General features: G+C 72.2%; 17 protein-coding genes. 10 read left to right on the top strand and 7 right to left on the bottom strand.

Annotated elements, in window-relative coordinates:
• Window positions 1–67 precede the first annotated feature (67 nt).
• The 8 genes from ACZ4E1_RS11790 (at window position 68) to ACZ4E1_RS11755 (ending at window position 10,149) form a co-directional block, all read left to right on the top strand.
• Window positions 68–1,663 (top strand): RNA-binding protein, encoded by a 1,596-nt coding sequence (locus ACZ4E1_RS11790; protein WP_467538211.1) that lies wholly within the window; start codon window positions 68–70, stop codon window positions 1,661–1,663.
• Window positions 1,660–3,192, top strand: a complete 1,533-nt coding sequence (locus ACZ4E1_RS11785) for a hypothetical protein (protein ID WP_467538209.1) — start codon at window positions 1,660–1,662, stop codon at window positions 3,190–3,192. The genes ACZ4E1_RS11790 and ACZ4E1_RS11785 overlap by 4 nt, the downstream gene beginning before the upstream one ends.
• A 264-nt stretch (window positions 3,193–3,456) precedes the next feature.
• Window positions 3,457–4,044, top strand: a complete 588-nt coding sequence (locus tag ACZ4E1_RS11780) for a TMEM165/GDT1 family protein (protein WP_467538207.1) — start codon at window positions 3,457–3,459, stop codon at window positions 4,042–4,044.
• 101 nt (window positions 4,045–4,145) lie between these two features.
• A complete protein-coding gene (locus ACZ4E1_RS11775) occupies window positions 4,146–4,775 on the top strand; it encodes a TetR/AcrR family transcriptional regulator (protein WP_467538205.1) in 630 nt (209 codons plus the stop codon).
• Entirely contained in the window at window positions 4,772–6,436 is a 1,665-nt protein-coding gene (locus ACZ4E1_RS11770; RefSeq protein WP_467538203.1) for an FAD-binding dehydrogenase, read from the top strand. Before ACZ4E1_RS11775 ends, ACZ4E1_RS11770 begins: the two co-directional genes overlap by 4 nt.
• Complete coding sequence (locus tag ACZ4E1_RS11765) at window positions 6,433–7,242, top strand: SDR family oxidoreductase (RefSeq protein WP_467538201.1); 810 nt, start codon at window positions 6,433–6,435, stop codon at window positions 7,240–7,242. Before ACZ4E1_RS11770 ends, ACZ4E1_RS11765 begins: the two co-directional genes overlap by 4 nt.
• Before the next feature lie 237 nt (window positions 7,243–7,479).
• Window positions 7,480–9,276 carry a S9 family peptidase gene (locus ACZ4E1_RS11760; RefSeq protein WP_467538199.1) on the top strand — a complete coding sequence of 599 codons (1,797 nt, stop codon included), beginning with the start codon at window positions 7,480–7,482 and terminating at the stop codon, window positions 9,274–9,276.
• A gap of 66 nt (window positions 9,277–9,342) precedes the next feature.
• A complete protein-coding gene (locus ACZ4E1_RS11755; protein ID WP_467538198.1) occupies window positions 9,343–10,149 on the top strand; it encodes an SURF1 family protein in 807 nt (268 codons plus the stop codon).
• Window positions 10,150–10,165: 16 nt separating this feature from the next.
• Here the strand turns inward: ACZ4E1_RS11755 and ACZ4E1_RS11750 are convergent, their stop codons facing one another.
• From ACZ4E1_RS11750 to ACZ4E1_RS11720, 7 genes are all read right to left on the bottom strand, one after another.
• The gene (locus tag ACZ4E1_RS11750) at window positions 10,166–11,260 is read right to left on the bottom strand and encodes a hypothetical protein (RefSeq protein ID WP_467538196.1); all 1,095 of its coding nucleotides are present in this window, start codon (window positions 11,258–11,260) and stop codon (window positions 10,166–10,168) included.
• 131 nt (window positions 11,261–11,391) lie between these two features.
• Window positions 11,392–12,069: a SigE family RNA polymerase sigma factor gene (locus ACZ4E1_RS11745; RefSeq protein WP_467538195.1), complete on the bottom strand. Its 678-nt coding sequence runs from the start codon at window positions 12,067–12,069 to the stop codon at window positions 11,392–11,394.
• Between the two features lie 400 nt (window positions 12,070–12,469).
• Complete coding sequence (locus ACZ4E1_RS11740; RefSeq protein ID WP_467538193.1) at window positions 12,470–13,540, bottom strand: aspartate-semialdehyde dehydrogenase; 1,071 nt, start codon at window positions 13,538–13,540, stop codon at window positions 12,470–12,472.
• Window positions 13,540–14,823 (bottom strand): aspartate kinase, encoded by a 1,284-nt coding sequence (locus ACZ4E1_RS11735; protein ID WP_467538191.1) that lies wholly within the window; start codon window positions 14,821–14,823, stop codon window positions 13,540–13,542. Before ACZ4E1_RS11735 ends, ACZ4E1_RS11740 begins: the two co-directional genes overlap by 1 nt.
• A gap of 211 nt (window positions 14,824–15,034) precedes the next feature.
• The gene (locus ACZ4E1_RS11730; protein WP_467538189.1) at window positions 15,035–15,700 is read right to left on the bottom strand and encodes a DUF5063 domain-containing protein; all 666 of its coding nucleotides are present in this window, start codon (window positions 15,698–15,700) and stop codon (window positions 15,035–15,037) included.
• Window positions 15,693–16,292, bottom strand: coding sequence for a recombination mediator RecR (gene recR / locus ACZ4E1_RS11725; protein WP_018529216.1), 600 nt, complete (start codon window positions 16,290–16,292; stop codon window positions 15,693–15,695). The genes ACZ4E1_RS11730 and recR overlap by 8 nt, the downstream gene beginning before the upstream one ends.
• 80 nt (window positions 16,293–16,372) lie before the next feature.
• Window positions 16,373–16,717 (bottom strand): YbaB/EbfC family nucleoid-associated protein, encoded by a 345-nt coding sequence (locus ACZ4E1_RS11720; RefSeq protein ID WP_188338159.1) that lies wholly within the window; start codon window positions 16,715–16,717, stop codon window positions 16,373–16,375.
• 248 nt (window positions 16,718–16,965) lie between these two features.
• Between ACZ4E1_RS11720 and ACZ4E1_RS11715 the strand changes: the two genes are divergently transcribed.
• Together ACZ4E1_RS11715 and ACZ4E1_RS11710 are read left to right on the top strand one after the other, a co-directional pair.
• The gene (locus ACZ4E1_RS11715; RefSeq protein ID WP_467538186.1) at window positions 16,966–17,703 is read left to right on the top strand and encodes an SLATT domain-containing protein; all 738 of its coding nucleotides are present in this window, start codon (window positions 16,966–16,968) and stop codon (window positions 17,701–17,703) included.
• A 131-nt stretch (window positions 17,704–17,834) separates the two neighbouring features.
• On the top strand, window positions 17,835–18,518 hold the full coding sequence (locus ACZ4E1_RS11710) for a GntR family transcriptional regulator (protein ID WP_467538184.1): 684 nt from the start codon (window positions 17,835–17,837) through the stop codon (window positions 18,516–18,518).
• Window positions 18,519–18,622: the final 104 nt, after the last annotated feature.

Genomic DNA, 18,622 nt, shown 5'->3' with positions numbered 1-18,622 from the left:
TACGCGCGCCCGGCCCGGCCGAGATCCCTTCGGCCGGGCCGGGCCTGTACCTGCCGAAGGAGTGCTCTTGCCCCCGCCCGGATCCGTGCCGGCCTCCGCCCGCGTCCGCCGCCTCGCCGTGTCCTGCGCCGCCCTCGGCCTGCTGAGCGCGAGCCCCGCCGTCGCCGCCGACGACCGGCCGCGGCTGGAGGTCACCCCCGTCGTCGAGGTCGACCCCTTCAAGGCGACGGAAGGGCTCGGCACCTCCGACGAGCAGACGGAAGTGAAGCTGACGGGGGTCGACGCCGGCGACGCCGGACGGTACTCCTTCGTCATCGACGCCTCCGGGGTCGAGAAGCTCATGACCGACAGCGCCTTCCTGCCCTGCGACAAGGACGGCGACTTCGTGGGCGCGTGCACGGGCGACGACGTACGCGGCCCCTTCGGCGGGGGCACGCTGTCCGTGGGGCTGGACCTCAGGACCCCGGCGCGCGCCTCGGCGGCCGGGCGCTCCGGCACCATCGAGGTCACCGCCAAGAAGGACGGCAGGACCGTCGACACGGCGCGGATCACGCTGCGCGTCACCGCGCCGGGCCCCCGCTTCGACCGGGCGCTCCCCGGCATCACCGACGCGCGGCCCGGCTCGAGCGTCGCGCTGCCGAGCGGATTCACCAACTTCAGCCGCCGCACGTACCGTTCGCTCGTCCTGGGCGTGTCGTTCTCCGACGGCCTGGTGCCGGTCGAGCGGTTCCGCAACTGTCGGTACGAGCCGGTCCCCGCCTCCGGGTCGGGCACCACCCCGGGGCACTCGCCCGGGATGCTCTGCACGGTCACCGGCACCGTGAAGCCCGGCGGCTCCTACAACCTGGACCTCGGCGCCGTACGGCTCGGCCCCAACGCGGCGTGGGACACGGTGTACTACGCGAGCGAGATCCACGAGCCGGGGAAGTCGAACGTCCCCCCGGTGCCCGGCAGCCGCGCCGGCACCGGACGCACCCTCACCTTCACCGAGCGGCCCGCGGACGACACCACGTACCTGCGCGACGAGCTGCTCCACCTCCGCACCCGCATCGCTTCGACCAACAAGCCCGACTTCTCCGTCAACCCGGTCACGCTCAAGGGCACGGTCGGCGACGTCGTGAAGGCCGAGTTCTTCTTCACCAACAACGGGCCGGGCACGGCGAGCGCGGTCTTCGACGGGGAGGAGGACAACGAGACCGCCGGCGTCGTCGAACTGACCGTCCCCCGGGGCGTGACCGTCGTCCGAGCCCCCGAGACCTGCCACGCGCAGGAGCGGAAGACGCAGAAGGAACAGGTGCGCTACCGCTGCTCGCAGCACCGGCTCCAGAAGGGCGACCTCATGACGCCCGGTCAGTTCGAGAACTTCCCCTTCGCGTTCCGCCTCGACGAGCCGAGCCGCGGAGTGCGGACAGACGGATGGGTCCGGGTCAGGACGGAGTTCGACCTCACCGAGAACGACGCGCACCCCGAGGACAACCGGGCCCCGGTCAGCGTGGACGTCGAGGGGCGGGCCGAAGGCACCTCCCTCAAGGGCGACATGGGCGCGAGTCCGCCCGTCTGGGGCATCGGCGCCGTGGGCGCGGGCGCCGTCGGCGTCCTCTTCGGCGCCGCCGTCCTGCTGCGGCGCCGCACCACGACCGGGGAGACGGAGCAGCACCAGTGACCCTCACCAGATCCCTGCGCCGCGGTCTGAGCCGAGCTCTCGGCCCGGCCCTGCTGGCCCTGTGCGCCGCCGGCCCCGCCGCCGCGAGCCCGCCCGCCCCCGACCCGGCGCCCGCCCTCGCCCTCGTCGTGGACCACGCCTCCATGGTGATCCCGTCCCGGGGCGGCAGCGGCTTCCAGGCGCCCACCCCCGACACCGGTATCTGGCTGAGCAACACCGGGCCGTACGCGGGCACGAAGACGGACGCCACCGTCACCGTCGACGCCCGCGCGCTCAAGTCCCTGGCCGACGGCGTGAAGGTGCCCTGCGACCCGGACGGCGACCTGCTCGGCGTCTGCGAGAACGTCCGCGGCGTGGTGCGCGGGATTCCCCGCCGCATCGGCACGCTGCACCTCGGCACCGGCCGGGCGAGCGCGGTCGGCTCGTCCGCGAAGGTCCGGATCACGGCGAAGGACGCACAGGGGAATCGCGCCGAGCACCGCGTCGACGTGACGTTCCCCGAGGGGCAGATTCGGGTCGACCGGGCGCCCCGCGCCGTCAAGGGCGTCGCGCCCGGCTCGACCGTCGAGGCACCGGCCGGGTTCACCAACTACTCCCTCAAGCCGGTCCGTTCCGTGCGCTGGACGATGACGCTGTCCCCCGGGCTCACCCCCGCCGCGGCCCCGTACCGCAACTGCACCTCGATCGAGGACGCGGGCGGCGCGGGCACCACACTCACCTGCTACCTGAAGGGCCCGTTCGCCCCGCTGAAGTCCTACGACCTCGACTTCGGCGAGCTGACCGTGGCGGACACCGCCCTGTCGGAGACGATCGGGCAGGACCTCACCCCGTTCAGCAGCCCTCCGAGCGACCGGGCCGGCGAGGGCCCCGTGCTGACCGCGACGGCCCGCACCCACGCGGACGCCGCCGTCCTGAAGGACCTCGGGCGCTCCGGCGACCGGGTCAGCAGCACGGTCGCCACCACCAACACCACGGACTTCGCCGTCACCGGAGCCACCCTGAGGGGCGCGGTCGGCGACGAGGTCACCGCCGAGCTCTCCGTGCGCAACAACGGCCCCGGCACCCGCGCGCCCGACCTGAAGGAGAGCTCGGGCGAGCGGGCGCCGGTCACCCTGCGCGTGCCGGACGGGCTGACCGTGGTGAAGGCGCCCTCGCGCTGCTTCGGGCACAGGGCCCCGCGCCCGACCCGCTCCACCGACTCCGCCCTCGGCCTCGGCAAGCCCGGCGGCCGTCGCTACACCTGCGGCGGCACCGGCGGCGTCCTGATGCCGAAGGGCGAGTCCCTCACGTACACGTTCACGTTCCGCATCGACAGGGCGTCGGTCGACGGCACGGACGCCGTGACCACGATGTACGGGGCCCACGACCCACGCCGGGGGAACAACACGGCCGATCTCACCGTGGACGCGGCGTCCGCACCGGCCGGCCCCAGGCTCTGGCTCACGCTCGGCGGCGCGGCCCTCGTCCTCGCGGCGATCGCGGCGTTCCTGCTGGTCCGGCGCCCCTGGGCGCGAGACGGGAGCGCCTAGCGAGCCGGCATGTACCCTTGACGGAGCAAGCGAAGGGGAGTAGCCCCGCGAACCGGTCGTCGACACACTGGAACCCCCGGGTTCCCGGTGGCCGGGCCCCCGCCGATCGGGCGAGGGCGGGCGAGACCTTCGACCAGGCAGTAGCAGTACGCCACGTCGCGCGATCCCGTGCGCCGTGTGTCCGAACGCTGCCGGGTCGAGTGGTCCTCCCCGCGCAGAGGGTGGGTTCGCGACGATCCGGCCGCCCCACAGAAAGCGCCCCCGATGCATCTCGACCCCCTGGCGATCCTCACCGCCTTCGGGCTGATCTTCCTCGCCGAGCTTCCCGACAAGACCATGTTCGCCTCGCTGGCCATGGGCACGCGGATGAAGCCGCTCTACGTCTGGTTCGGCACCTCCAGCGCGTTCGTCGTGCACGTGGCCATCGCGGTCGGCGCCGGTTCGCTGCTCTCCCTGCTGCCCGGCTGGAGCGTGAAGCTGGTGTCGGCGCTGATGTTCGGCTTCGGCGCGTTCATGCTGCTGCGCGGCGGGGACGACGACGAGGAGGGCGACGAGGCCGGCGGCAAGACGGTCACCGGCTTCTGGCCGGTCTACGGCACCGCGTTCATGGCCGTGTTCATCAGCGAGTGGGGCGACCTGACCCAGATCACCACCGCGAACCTGGCCGCCACGAACGGCACCTGGTCCACCGCCATCGGCTCGGCCGCCGCCCTCATGTCGGTGTCCGCGCTCGCCCTGGTCGCCGGCCGGTTCATCGCCAAGCGGGTGCCGCTGAAGACCGTCCAGCGGGTCGGCGGCGTCTGCATGCTCGGCCTCGCGATCTGGTCCCTGGTCGAGGTCTTCACCGGCTGAGCCACGGCCGTTCACGACCCCGCGCACGACCCCGCGCACGACCCTTGTGGATACATGAACGTATCGAATACATTCATGTATCCGATCGGGAGGCGGCGGCGATGACGGACACGCCCGGCACCACTGGCACCACCATCACCAAGCGGCGCGCCCGCACGCGGCAGCGGCTGCTCGACGCCGCGCTCGACGTGTTCGCCGAGGAGGGCTTCGGCCGCTCCACCGTCGAGCAGGTCTGCGAGCGCGCCGGGTTCACGCGCGGCGCCTTCTACTCGAACTTCTCCTCCCTCGACGAGCTGTTCCTCGCCCTGTGGGAGGAGCGCTCGGCCCGCATGCTCACGGACCTGCGGGCCGCGCTCGCCGGGCTCGACCCGGCCGGCCCCGAGGCCACCGTGCGGGCCGCGATCGACGCGACCCCGCTGGACGAGGCCTGGTACCGGATCACCGCCGAGTTCACCGCGCACGCCCTGCGCACCCCCGGCCTGCGCCGCGTGGTGACCGCCCGCGAGCACGCCATCCGCGAGGCGATCCTGCCCGTCTTCGTGACCGCCCTGGACCGGCTCGGCCGCCGGGTGCCCGACGAGGAGGCGCTCGGCGACGCCCTGATCGCCGTCCACGACGGCACGGCCGTACAGGTCCTCATGCAGCCCGACGACCCGGCCGTACGGGCCCGCCGCCAGGCCCTCTTCATGAACGTACTGAACGCTTACAGCACCCCTAGGGAGACCCCGTGAGTGACACCAGTGCAGACGTCATCGTGGTCGGAGCCGGGCTCGCCGGGCTCGTCGCCACCTATGAACTGACCCGTGCGGGCAAGCGCGTCCTGCTCGTCGACCAGGAGAACGCGGCGAATCTCGGCGGTCAGGCCTTCTGGTCGCTCGGCGGACTCTTCCTCGTGGACAGCCCCGAGCAGCGCCGCATGGGCATCAAGGACTCGTACGAGCTGGCGCTCGCGGACTGGCTGGGCTCGGCCGGCTTCGACCGGGAGCGCGAGGACCACTGGCCGCGCAAGTGGGCCGAGGCGTATGTGCGGTTCGCCGCCGGGGAGAAGCGCGACTACCTGTACGGGCTCGGACTGAAGGTCACGCCGAACGTGGGCTGGGCCGAGCGCGGGGCCGGCACGGCCACCGGGCACGGGAACTCGGTGCCGCGTTTCCACATCACCTGGGGCACCGGGCCCGAGGTCGTCCGCGTCTTCCGGGAACCGGTCATGGAGGCCGCCACGCGCGGGCTCGTCACCTTCAAGTACCGGCATCGCGTGGACGAGTTGATCGTGGAGGACGGGGCCGCGGTCGGCGTGCGCGGCGCGCTCCTCGCGCCCTCGGACGAGCCGCGCGGGGTCGCCTCCTCCCGCGAGACGGTCGGCGACTTCGAACTGCGCGCGCAGGCCGTCGTCGTCACCTCCGGCGGCATCGGCGCCAACCACGAACTGGTGAAGAAGAACTGGCCGGTGGAGCGGATGGGCCCGGCGCCGGAGTCGATGGTCACCGGCGTCCCCGCGTACGTCGACGGGCGCATGCTGGAGATCAGCGAGACCGCGGGCGCGTCCCTGGTCAACCGGGACCGCATGTGGCACTACACGGAGGGCCTCAAGAACTGGGACCCGATCTGGCCCGGCCACGGCATCCGGATCATCCCCGGCCCGTCCTCGCTGTGGCTGGACGCGGAGGGCAAGCGGCTGCCCGCGCCCCTGTTCCCCGGGCACGACACGCTCGCCACGCTCAAACACATCACCGGGACCGGGCATGACCACACCTGGTTCGTCCTGACGCGGGCCATCGTGGAGAAGGAGTTCGCGCTCTCCGGCTCGGAGCAGAACCCCGACATCACCGGCAAGGACCTCAAGCTGGTGCTCCAGCGTGTGAAGAAGGGCGCGCCGGGCCCGGTGCAGGCCTTCCTCGACCACGGCGAGGACTTCGTCGTCCGCGACAACCTGAAGGCCCTGGTCGCGGGCATGAACGAGCTGACGCCCGACGCGCCCGTCTCCTACGAGCAGGTCGAGCGGGAGATCGTGGCCCGCGACCGCGAGGTCGGCAACGGCTACTCCAAGGACCTCCAGCTCATGGCGGTCCGCAACGCCCGCTCGTACCTGCCCGACCGCATCACGCGCGTCGCGAAGCCGCACCGCCTGCTCGACCCGGCGCAGGGCCCGCTGATCGCCGTACGCCTCCACCTGCTGACCCGCAAGACGCTCGGCGGCCTGGAGACGAACCTGGACTCGCAGGTCGTGCGGCCCGACGGCACGGTCTTCGACGGGCTGTACGCGGCCGGGGAGGTCGCCGGGTTCGGCGGGGGCGGCGTGCACGGGTACAACGCGCTGGAGGGCACGTTCCTCGGCGGCTGCGTCTTCTCCGGCCGCGCGGCCGGGCGCGCGCTGGCCCGGAGCCTCGCGTGAGCGCCCGCGGCACGGCGCTCGTCACCGGCGCGTCCTCCGGCATCGGTACGGCGGTCGCCGCCGCGCTGGTGCGGCGCGGGTACCGGGTCTACGGCACCAGCCGCGACCCGGAGAAGGTGGACTCCCCCGTCGAGGGCGTCACCTACCTCGCCCTCGACCTCACCGACGACGCGAGCATCCAGGCGTGCGCGGCTGCCGCCGGACCGGTCGACGTGCTGGTCAACAACGCGGGCGAATCGCAGAGCGGCCCCTTCGAGGAACTCCCCATGGACGCGGTCCGCCGGCTGTTCCAGATCAACGTCCTCGGCGCGGTGCGGCTCAGCCAGCTCGTGCTGCCCGGGATGCGGGAGCGGCGGCGCGGGCGGGTGGTGATGGTCGGCTCGATGCTGGCCAGCTTCCCGCTCGCCTACCGGTCCTCGTACGTGGCGTCGAAGGCGGCGATCAAGGGGTTCGCGAGTGCGGCGCGGCGGGAGTACGCGCCGTACGGGGTCGGCATCGTGACGGTCGAACCCGGGTCCATCTCGACCGGGATCAGTGAGCGGCGGACCCAGTACGTCGGGGAGGCGTCGCCGTTCCGGGCGGCCTACGACACGATGCTCTCCGCGTTGAACCGGAACGAGGCGGCCGGGATTTCCGCGGAGCGGGTCGCGGCGAAGGTATTGGTTGCCGTCGAGGCGCCGCGCCCTCGGTCGTTCTATGCGGTCGGCAGCAATGCGCCGGTGGTGTTCGCGTTGCGGCGGGTCTTGTCGCGGGGGGCCGTGGAGTCGATGGTGGCGCGCAAGCACGGGTTGCGCCGCGGGTTCTGAGGTCTCGTCGCGGGGTGCGGGTCCGGTGGGGCTTCTCGCGCAGTTCCCCGCGCCCCTGGAAGGCTGCGGCTTCGCCGCGCCTTCCGCAGATGAAGGGCGCCCCGCACCTTGATCGGGGAAATGCGCCCGAAGGGCATGCATTTCAGGGGCGCGGGGAACTGCGCGAGAAGCCCCACGCACCCGCGGCCGACGGCGAAGGGGCGGAGTTACGGCGCCCGGCGCGGCACCATAGGACGCATGACTGAGAGCACCCGGGCCGCCATGCCCGACTGGGAGGCCCGGTTCCGCGCCCCCCGCGTATCGCTGCCGGACTGGGCGGAAGACGCCCCGCACCGCTCCCTGTTCGTGTCGAACGCGACGGGGACCTACGAGCTGTACGCCTGGGACCGGGACACGGGCGAGCAGCGCCGCGCGACGGACCGGGCGAACGGGACGACGGACGGCGTGCTCTCCCCGGACGGCGCGTGGATCTGGTGGTTCGACGACACGGACGGGGACGAGTTCGGGATCTGGCGGCGCCAGCCCTTCGCGGGCGGCCCGGACACCGAGGCGGTGCCCGGACTGGCCGCGTCGTACCCGGCGGGCCTGGCGCTCGGCCGCGACGGGCGCACGGCCGTGGTCGGCCGGTCCACGGACGAGGACGGCACGACGATCCACGTGGTGGCCCCGGGCGCGGACGCCCCGGCCGAGATCTACCGGCACCGGGAGTCCGCGGGCGTCGGCGACCTGAGCCACGACGGCACGCTCATCGCGATCGAGCACACCGAGCACGGCGACGCGATGCACGCGGCGCTGCGCGTGGTCCGGCTCGACGGCACGCCGGTCGCGGAGCTCGACGACACGAAGGGCGGCACCGAGGAGCTGGGCCTGGAGGTGCTGGGCTTCGCCCCGGTCACGGGTGACACCCGGCTGCTCGTGGGGCACCAGCGGCGCGGTCGCTGGGAGCCGATGGTGTGGGACGTGGCGTCCGGCACCGAGACCGATCTGACGCTCGACCTTCCGGGCGACGTGTCGGCGGAGTGGTACCCGGACGGTTCGGCGCTGCTGATCGCGCACAGCTTCGAGGCCCGCGGCGACCTGTGGCGCTACGAGTTCGCGACGGGCGCCCTGACCCGGGTGGACACCCCGCGCGGCACGGTCTCGGGCGCCTCGGCGCGGCCCGACGGCAGCGTCGAGTACCTGTGGTCCTCGGCCGCCGAGCCGCCGGTCGTGCGCTCCACGTCGGGCGAGGTCGTGCTGGACCCGCCGGGCTTCACGGCCCCGCTGTCGGTGCCGGTCGAGGACGTGTGGGTGGAGGGCCCGGGCGGCCGTGTCCACGCCCTCGTGCAGCGTCCGGCCGGCACGAGCGGCCCGCTGCCGACGGTCTTCGAGATCCACGGCGGCCCGACCTGGCACGACTCGGACGCGTTCGCCGCGGGCCCGGCGGCCTGGCTGGACCACGGGTACGCGGTGGTCCGGGTCAACTACCGCGGCTCGACGGGCTACGGCCGGGAGTGGACCGACGCGCTCAAGCACCGGGTCGGCCTGATCGAGCTGGAGGACATCGCGGCGGTCCGCGAGTGGGCCGTCTCCTCCGGCCTCGCGGACCCCGAGCGGCTGGTCCTTGCGGGCGGTTCCTGGGGCGGCTTCCTGACCCTGCTCGGCCTCGGCACCCAGCCGGGCGCCTGGGCGGTGGGCCTGGCCGCGGTCCCGGTGGCCGACTACCCGGCGGCGTACGAGGACGAGATGGAGGCCCTGAAGGCGCTGGACCGGACCCTGTTCGGCGGCTCGCCCGAGGAGGTCCCGGACCGGTACGCGGCCTCGTCGCCGCTGACGTACGTCGACGACGTGAAGGCGCCGGTGCACATCTCGGCGGGGCTCAACGACCCGCGCTGCCCGATCCGTCAGATCGACAACTACGTGGACCGGCTGAAGGCCCGGGACGCCGTGCACGAGGTGTACCGCTACGACGCGGGGCACGGCTCGCTCGTCGTCGAGGAGCGCATCAAGCAGGTCGCCCTGGAGCTGGACTTCGTACGGCGCCACCTCCCGTAGGCGCGGGCGCGGACGTAGGCGGGGCCGCGGTACGGGTCCTTATATCGGACCCGTACCGTGGAAGGCGTGTACCGGTTCCTGCTGACGCCCCGCTGGTGGGGGATCAACGTCTTCGTCCTGCTGGCGATCCCGTTCTGCATCTTCATGGGTTCCTGGCAGCTCAGCCGTTTCGAGGACCGGGTGCAGGACCACCGGTCCGTGACCGAGCGGACGGCGGCGAACGAGAAGTCGAAGCCGGCGCCGCTGGCGTCGCTGCTGCCGGTGGACAAGGTGACCTCGGGCAAGCGGGCCACCGCGACCGGGCGTTACGACCGTCAGTTCCTGGTCCCCGACCGCGACCTCGACGGCCGCACCGGCTTCTACGTGGTGACGCTGCTGCGCCCCGAGGGCGCCGACGGCTCGGGCGGGGCGCTCCCGGTGGTCCGCGGCTGGCTGCCCGGCACGGCGTCGGCCGCGAAGGCGCCCGCCCCGCCGAAGGGCGAGGTCACCGTGGTCGGCGCGGTGCAGGCCGCGGAGTCGGCGGGGGCCAACGGGGTGTCGAACACGGGCGGTCTCCCGGCCGGTCAGGTCGGAGTGATCAGCGCGGCGTCGCTGGTGAACCTGGTGCCGTACGCCGTCCAGGACGCCTGGGTCACGCTCGACACGGCGGACGGCGGTATGACGGCCGTGCCCGCCACCACCCCGCAGGGCAGCGGCCTGGACCTCAAGGCGTTCCAGAACCTGGGCTACACCGGTGAGTGGTTCGTCTTCGCGGGCTTCGTCGTCTTCATGTGGTTCCGGCTCGTGCGCCGCGAGGCCGAGGCCGTGCGCGACGCCGAGCTGGGCCTGGTCGAGGCCGAGGAGCCCTCCCAGGCTCCTCAGCCGACCGGCTGACCTGCTGCTTTCTCCCTCAGGAGGCGGGCAGCACGCCCGTCTTGTACACCGTGCCCTGGCACGCCCCCGGAATGGTGGCGTCCGCACTGGGCGCCCCCGGCTCCGCGGTGTGCTCCACCAGGACACTGCCCTGCGCCGGGTCGTCCGAGCCGAGCTGCGTGGAGAGCCCCGAGTCGGTGCTGTCCCCGGCGCCGGTGGTCTGCTCGGTGGGCGTCGGGGACGGGGACGCGGTGCCGCCGTCGCCGCCGCCGGAACCGCCGTCGGTGCCGCCGCTGGAGGGCCCGCCGGTCGCCGGGCACTGCCCGGACGGCACCCAGGCGAAGCGCACCTCGTACGACATCCCGGGCTCCAGGATGAGCTGGCTGGGCTCCGTGGACGGGTCGGGCAGGCCGGTCGCCGCGTCGCCCGAGGTGTGGTCGACGACCGCGACCTTGGCCGGGTCCGCCGCGCCCTGCGCGGTCGCCCCGACGACACCCGAGCCGTCGATCGTGCAGTTGCCCGACGAGACGTTCGTGACGCGGAAGGAGCCGTAGACCGTCCCGTTCGCGTCCGCCACGCCCACGTTCGACACCGGGGCACCGAGCTCGCTCGCGTCGCAGACCGGCGCGCTGGCCGCGGCGGCGGTGCTGCCGCCGCCCGGCCGGTCGGTGGACGTCCCGCCGGTGTCGCGGCCCTTGCCGCCCCCGCGGTCCTTCTTGCCGTGCCCGGCCTTGTCCTTGGACCGGCCCGGTCCCGTGCCCTTCTCCTTGCCCGAGCCGCCGCCCGAGGCCTTGCCGGCGTCGACGCCGCCGTGCGTGGCCTCGCTGTTGCCGGCGATCGAGGGGCGGTCGTTCGACGCGTTCGTGTTCGTCACGTGGAGCACCGCGGGCACCGCCATCGCGACGAAGACACCGGCGGCGATCGCGCCGACCGCCGCCTGCCGCTTGCGGGCCCGGCGCGCGGGCACCGCCTTGCGCAGCTGGTCGAGCGCCGCGTCGGAGGGGGCGATGTCGGACACGGCCTGCCGCATCAGGCGCCGCAGCGCCAGTTCGTCCTCGCCGGGTCCGGGAGCGGCCCCGGGATCTTCGTCGGGGTCCGCCGCGCCGGCCGGGCGGCCGGATCCGTCGCTCACTGTCGCGTCCCCTGCGTGGTCTGCGTGTCCTGCATGTCCTGCGCGTCCTACGTGTTCTGTCCGTACGTCCGGGGTGTCGTCCCGCTCCTGGGCGCCGAACCGTTCCTCCGGGCCCTCACGGCCTGCGTGGCTCATACCGGCGCCTCCTGCATGGCGACGCGCAGCGCCGCTATGCCACGCGACCCGTACGCCTTCACCGAACCCAGGGAGATCCCCAGCGACTCGGCGACCTGCGCCTCCGTCATGTCCGCGAAGTAGCGCAGCACCAGCACCTCGCGCTGACGCCGCTGGAGACCGCGCAGCGCCTTCTTGAGCGCGTCCCGCTCCAGCAGGTCGTACGCGCCCTCCTCGGCACTCGCCATGTCCGGCATCGGCTTGGTGAGCAGCTTCAGGCCGAGGATGCGGCGGCGCAGCGTGGAGCGCGACAGGTTCACCACCGTCTGGCGCAGGTAGGCGAGCGTCTTCTCCGGGTCGCGCACCCGCTTGCGGGCGGAGTGCACGCGGATGAACGCCTCCTGGACCACGTCCTCGCACGAGGCCGTGTCGTCCAGGAGCAGCGCCGCGAGACCCAGGAGGGAGCGGTAGTGGGCGCGGTACGTCTCGGTGAGGTGATCGACAGTCGTGCCGGCCGCCATCGAGTCGTCAGCGCCCTGCGCCTGTGCCGGGATGCTGGCCGGCCGTGTCGCGGGCATGGGGGCGATCACCGGCATTCCGCCGGCCGCGCCCACCCGGGGCCGGCGCACACCGAGGGGAGGCCGCAGGGCCGCGCCCCGTGCCTGAACCGCTGTGAAGTCGAGTACCTCTGCCACGCCTGTTGGACACGCTTCCCCCCGTCAGGGTTGTACGCGTCCGGCATCCGATGTGCGACAGAATCCGCCATCGCCGCGATTGACGCCGTGCCCCATGCCGACATGCGTACCTGCTCTTCCCCTATGCCCCGATATACCTCGTCCGCCCGAGGCCACCGAAAGGCGACCGCAAAGACGCTCCCCGCCCTGCGCGCGGTTGCAGGACGGGGAGGGAAATCTCGGACGCACGACGACACCGGCGCAGGATCCGCACCGGCACCCCTCTCACAGAACTTACACAGATCCTACGTTTGGATCTTCGGAAGGGAAGGGGGGTGCCCGTAATACGAACAACTGCACCATGTGAACGGACGCCGGAGCCGGTTCAGCAGGGGGTTCAGGAGCCGGTTCAGGAGCCGGTTCAGGGAGTGGTGCACTCCGCGGCGATCAGCTCCGCGATCTGCGCCGTGTTCAGGGCCGCGCCCTTGCGCAGGTTGTCCCCGCACACGAACAGCTCCAGGCCGCTCGGATCGTCCAGCGAGCGCCGTACCCGCCCCACCCACGTCGGATCCGTACCGACGACGTCGGCGGGGGTGGGGAACTCGCCCGCGGCCGGATCGTCGAAGAGCACGACACCGGGCGCCGTCGCGAGGATCTCGCGGGCCCGGCCCACGGTGACCTCGCTCTGGAAACGGGCGTGGACGGTCAAAGAGTGCGCGGTGACGACCGGGACCCGGACGCAGGTGACGGCCACCGGCAGCTCGGGCAGACCGAGGATCTTGCGGGACTCGTCCCGCACCTTCATCTCCTCCGAGGACCAGCCGTCCTCGCGCAGCGACCCGGCCCACGGCACCACGTTGAGCGCCACCGGTTCGAGGAAGGGACCCGTCGCGTCGCCCACGGCCCGGCGCAGATCGCCGGGGCTGGTCCCCAGCTCCGTACCGGCGACGAGGGCCAGCTGGGCGCGCAGCGTCTCGACGCCGGCCCGTCCGGCGCCACTGACCGCCTGGTACGAGGAGACGACCAGCTCACGCAGGCCGAACTCGGCGTGCAGCGCGCCGATCGCCACGATCATCGAAAGAGTCGTGCAGTTCGGGTTCGCGACGATCCCGCGCGGACGCACGCGCGCCGCGTGCGGATTGATCTCGGGGACGACCAGCGGGACGTCGTCGTCGAGGCGGAAGGCGGCCGAGTTGTCGACGACGACGGCACCCTTGGACGCCGCGATCGGCGCCCACTGGGCCGCCACCTCGTCGGGTACGTCGAACATGGCGACGTCGACCCCGTCGAAGACCGACTCGGTCAGCGCGACGACCTCGGTCTCCTCGCCGCGCACGGTGAGCTTGCGGCCCGCCGAGCGCGGCGAGGCCACCAGCCGGATCTCACCCCAGATGTCCGCGTGCTGGGACAGGATCTGGAGCAGCACGCCGCCGACGCTCCCGGTCGCTCCCACGACCGCGAGCGTCGGACGCCGCTCTGATCTCACGGCCATCAGCGGCCGGTGCCTCCGTAGACCACGGCCTCGTCGGACTCGGAGTCCAGGCCGAAGGCGGTGTGCACGGCCCGGACCGCCTCGATGACGTCCTCGGCGCGGGTGACGACCGAGATGCGGATCTCGGAGGTCGAGATGAGCTCGATGTTGACGCCCGCGTCGCTGAGCGCCTCGAAGAACCCGGCCGTGACACCCGGGTTCGTCTTCATACCGGCGCCCACGAGGGAGATCTTGGCGATCTGGTCGTCGTAGCGCAGCGAGGCGAAGCCGACGGCGGCCTTCTGCTTCTCCAGGGCGTCGATGGCCTTGCGGCCCTCGGTCTTGGGGAGCGTGAAGGAAATGTCGGTGAGACCCGTCGACGCGGCCGACACGTTCTGCACGACCATGTCGATGTTGATCTCGGAGTCCGCGATGGCGCGGAAGATCTTCGCGGCCTCGCCCGGCTTGTCGGGGACGCCGACGACGGTGACCTTCGCCTCGGAGGTGTCGTGCGCGACACCGGAGATGATCGCCTGCTCCACGGGCTCTTCCCCTTGCTGCTTCTTGATCGGCTCGTTGCTGACCCAGGTGCCCTGCAGTCCGCTGAACGAGGACCGCACGTGGATCGGGATGTTGTACCGGCGCGCGTACTCCACACAGCGGTGGAGGAGCACCTTGGACCCGGAGCTGGCGAGCTCCAGCATGTCCTCGAAGGAGATCCAGTCGATCTTCCGCGCCTTCTTCACGACTCGCGGGTCGGCGGTGAACACACCGTCGACGTCCGTGTAGATCTCACAGACCTCCGCGTCGAGCGCGGCGGCGAGGGCGACGGCCGTCGTGTCCGAACCACCACGCCCGAGGGTCGTGATGTTCTTGCCCTCCTGGCTGACGCCCTGGAACCCCGCGACGATGGCGATGTTGCCCTCTTCGATGGAGGTCCGGATGCGTCCCGGCGTGACGTCGATGATCCGGGCTTTGTTGTGGACGGAGTCGGTGATGACGCCTGCCTGGCTGCCCGTGAACGACTGGGCCTCGTGGCCCAGGTTTTTGATCGCCATGGCCAGCAGGGCCATGGAGATCCGCTCTCCGGCGGTCAGCAGCATGTCGAATTCGCGCCCGGCAGGGATCGGGGATACCTGCTCGGCGAGATCGATCAACTCATCCGTCGTGTCACCCATGGCCGACACCACGACAACCACCTGGTTGCCGTTCTTCTTGGCGTCGACGATGCGCTTGGCGACCCGCTTGATGCCTTCGGCATCTGCAACGGAGGAGCCTCCGTACTTCTGCACGACAAGGCCCACGTGCGCTCCTCGCTCAGTCCGTCTGTCACCGCTCGTACGTATGCGTACCGCGGTCGGCTCAGTCTAACGAGCGGCCGAAATCCGCCCCAGCTTTACCGCATCGTGAGATGTCCCGCTCACGAAGTGATCGCTGGGTTTCCTGGTGCCGACCGGCCGCTCCGCACGAGCGCATGCCCAGCCGCATCCGCGGCAACCGGGAAAGTGGGCCAGGTCACTTGACCGGACGAAGCCCGAGCGGACCCGCGATCTCCTGCGCCATGACCTGTCCGGCCTCTTCCTCCAGCGTGCCCTCGGCCCGGCTCAGCGCCTCGTCCGTGTCCAGGCCGTCCAGATCGTCCAGCGGCTGGTTCAGCCGCACGTGCGCGACCAGCGACTGCAGGGCGCGCAGCGTCGCCGAGGCCGTGGAGCCCCAGTTCGAGAAGTACGAGAACTGCCACCACCACAGGGCCTCGGTGACCCGGCCCGCGCGGTAGTGCGCCATGCCGTGCCGCAGATCCGCGATGACGTCCGCGAGGTCGTCCGAGATCCGGGCGGCGACCGGCGCCTTGCGCGGCTCGTACGGGTCGAAGACCTCCGAGTAGACGTCGACCGGCTCCAGCATCCGGGCGAGCCGCTCGCGCAGCTCGTCCACGTCGCCCTCCGGGCCCAGGTCGGGCTCGTAGCGCTCGTCCGGGACGATGTCCTCGTGCGCGCCGAGCCGGCCGCCCGCGAGCAGCAGCTGCGAGACCTCGAGCAGGAGGAACGGCACCGCCGAGTCCGGCTCGTCGCCCTTGGCGACCTCGGTCACCGCGACGAGGAACGACTCGATCTGGTCGGAGATCTGGACGGCGAAGTCGCCCGGATCCCGGTTGGTGGCGTGCAGCGTGGCGTCAGACATCTAGCAGTCGTCTCCCCTCGAAGGCACGGCCGAGGGTCACCTCGTCCGCGTACTCCAGGTCGCCCCCGACGGGGAGGCCGCTGGCCAGGCGGGTGACCTTCAGGCCCATGGGCTTGATCATCCTGGCGAGGTACGTGGCCGTGGCCTCGCCCTCCAGGTTCGGGTCGGTGGCCAGGATCAGCTCCGTGACCGTCCCGTCGGCCAACCGCGCGAGAAGTTCCCGTATACGCAGGTCGTCGGGTCCCACCCCCTCGATGGGGCTGATGGCGCCGCCGAGCACGTGGTACTTGCCCCGGAACTCACGGGTGCGCTCGATCGCCACGACGTCCTTGGGCTCCTCGACCACGCAGATGACGCTCAGGTCGCGGCGCGGGTCGCGGCAGATGTTGCACAGCTCCTCCTGCGCGACGTTCCCGCACGTCGCGCAGAAGCGGACCTTGGCCTTGACCTCCATCAGCGCCTGCGCGAGGCGCCGCACGTCGGTCGGCTCCGCCTGAAGGATGTGGAAGGCGATCCGCTGCGCGCTCTTGGGACCGACGCCGGGCAGCCTGCCCAGCTCGTCGATGAGGTCCTGGACCACGCCTTCGTACACGGAGTGCCTTCGCCTTCAGGTCGTGTGCGGTGTCTGGATACGCACCGCTGTCTTGATACGTACGGTAGTCGGATCCGGGGCTAGAAGGGGAGGCCCGGGATCCCGCTGCCGCCGCCGAGGCCCTGGGCCAGCGGGCCGAGCTTCTGCTGCTGGAGCGACTGCGCGTTCTCGTTCGCCGCCTGGACCGCCGCGACCACCAGGTCGGCGAGGGTCTCGGTGTCCTCCGGGTCGACCGCCTTCGGGTCGATGACCAGGCCGCGCAGCTCGCCCGAGCCGGTCACCGTCGCCTTGACCAGGCCGCCGCCCGCCTGCCCCTCGACCTCGGTGCGCGCCAGCTCCTCCTGCGCCTTCGCGAGGTCCTGCTGCATCTTCTGGGCCTGCTGGAGCAGCTGCTGCATGTTGGGCTGGCCACCACCGGGGATCACGATGAGCTCCTTGGTCTGTATGGACGGTCTGTACGGACTGTCTGTCCGAACGAGCCTACGTGGTCCCGGGGGCGCACGCCCCGGCATGTCGCGCTGCACTCTTTCGAGTGAGTCGGCCGGGGTCCCTATACCTGATCAACGGCCACTTCTGAGCGGATACCCCTCGAAAACGGGAACATGGCCACCCATTGGGCGGTAGGAAGATGCTGCACATTCAGCCCCATCCGTACCAGCCCAGGGAGTGCCGGGTGAGTCAGCCGGAGATGCAGCCCGAGGGTCCGTCGCAGGCGGACCCCGGCGGGGGCGGCGCGCGCACCGGTGACCTCTCGGGGCGCGCGTTCCCGCTCGGCGACTGGGGCGAGCCCGCCGAGCGCCTCGACGAGCTGTACCGCTGGGTCGAGGAGGGCGCCCTGCGCACCGCCTCCTGGTACCTCGCCGACCGGGTCCGCAAGCGGCGCGCCGCCCGGACCCTGCGCGCCGGCGCGGCGCTCGGCGCGGTCTGCGGAGCGGTGCTGCCGCTGCTCGACCTGACGCGGGTGATCCGCGGCGGGGCTCCCTGGGGCTATCTGGCGCTGCTGCTCGCGGTCGCGTGCGTGGTCGGAGACCGGTACTTCGGGCTGACCTCAGGGTGGATAAGGGACGTCGCCACGGCGCAGGCCGTGCAGCGACGGCTCCAGGTGCTGCAGTTCGACTGGGCCTCGGAGAGCGTGCGCGAGGTGCTCGGCCCCGCCGAGGGCACGGCCGGCGAGGCCGCCGAGCGCTGCCTGTCCGTCCTGCGGCGCTTCTCCGAGGACGTCACCGAGCTGGTCCGCGCCGAGACCGCGGACTGGATGGTCGAATTCCGCTCGGGCCCGGCCCCGCTCGGCATGCAGTCCTCCGTGCCCGGCCCTCCGCGGCCGGCCGAGGTCCCGCCGCCGGGCCGCTTCCCGCTCCCTCCGGGCACCCGCCCGAACATGCCCCGCCAGCGACCGCCGGAGCCGCGCTGAGCGGTGGGGCTAGGCTGGCGATTTCGTACGGTCGTTTCCGCATCAGTAACGAACCGACCACGACCCACTGACGTCATCAGCATCGACAGCGGCGACGAAGCCGCAGCCGGCCGACCCGAGGGATCCCATCCGTGCCAGTCTCCGACGGCCTCGCCGTCACCCGCAGCACCCTGCGCCAGCAGATCGCGGACGCGCTGCGCGACGAGATCCTCGGCGGGCGGCTCGCTCCGGGGCAGGAGTTCACGGTCAAGGAGATCGCCGAGGGGTACGGGGTGTCGGCGACGCCGGTCCGTGAGGCGCTGGTCGACCTGAGCGCGCAGGGGCTGCTCGACTCGGCCCAGCACCGCGGCTTCCGGGTCCACGAGTTCTCGCTGGGCGACTACCGCTCGATGATCGAGGCCCGCAGCCTCGTCGCCGACGGCATCTTCCGGGGCCTGTCCGAGAACCCGCCGGACGATCCGCGCCACCCCGCCGCGCTGGCCGGGGTCCGGCGCCGCGGCGAGGAGGCCGCCCGCGCCGCGGGGGCCGGCGACCTGAACGTGCTGATCGGCTACGACCTGCGCTTCTGGCGCGAGCTCTCCGCGCTCTTCGGCAACCCGTACCTCTCCGACTTCTTCCACCGGCTGCGCGTCCAGTCCTGGATGTGCGCGGTGCCGCACCTGCGCCGGGCCGGCGATCTGCGCGGGCGGCTCTGGTCGGGGCACTGCGATCTCGTCGACGCGCTCGTCGCCCGGGACGCGCACGCGGCGCACGCGATCGTCGCCGCGTACAACGAGGACGCGCTGGTCCTCATCGAGTCGCTCTCCAAGAGCTGACCGTTCCCGGGCTGATTCCCGGCCCCCGATGGGTACCTGCAAGGCAGGGCGGCACCGCCGTGTCGCCCATTACGCTGGCGTACGCCGGGAACCCCCGGTGCGAA

The organism is Streptomyces sp. NPDC025806, from assembly GCF_055558275.1.
The sequence above is the reverse complement of the archived record's forward strand: the minus strand, read 5'-3'. Positions and strand labels throughout refer to the sequence as shown.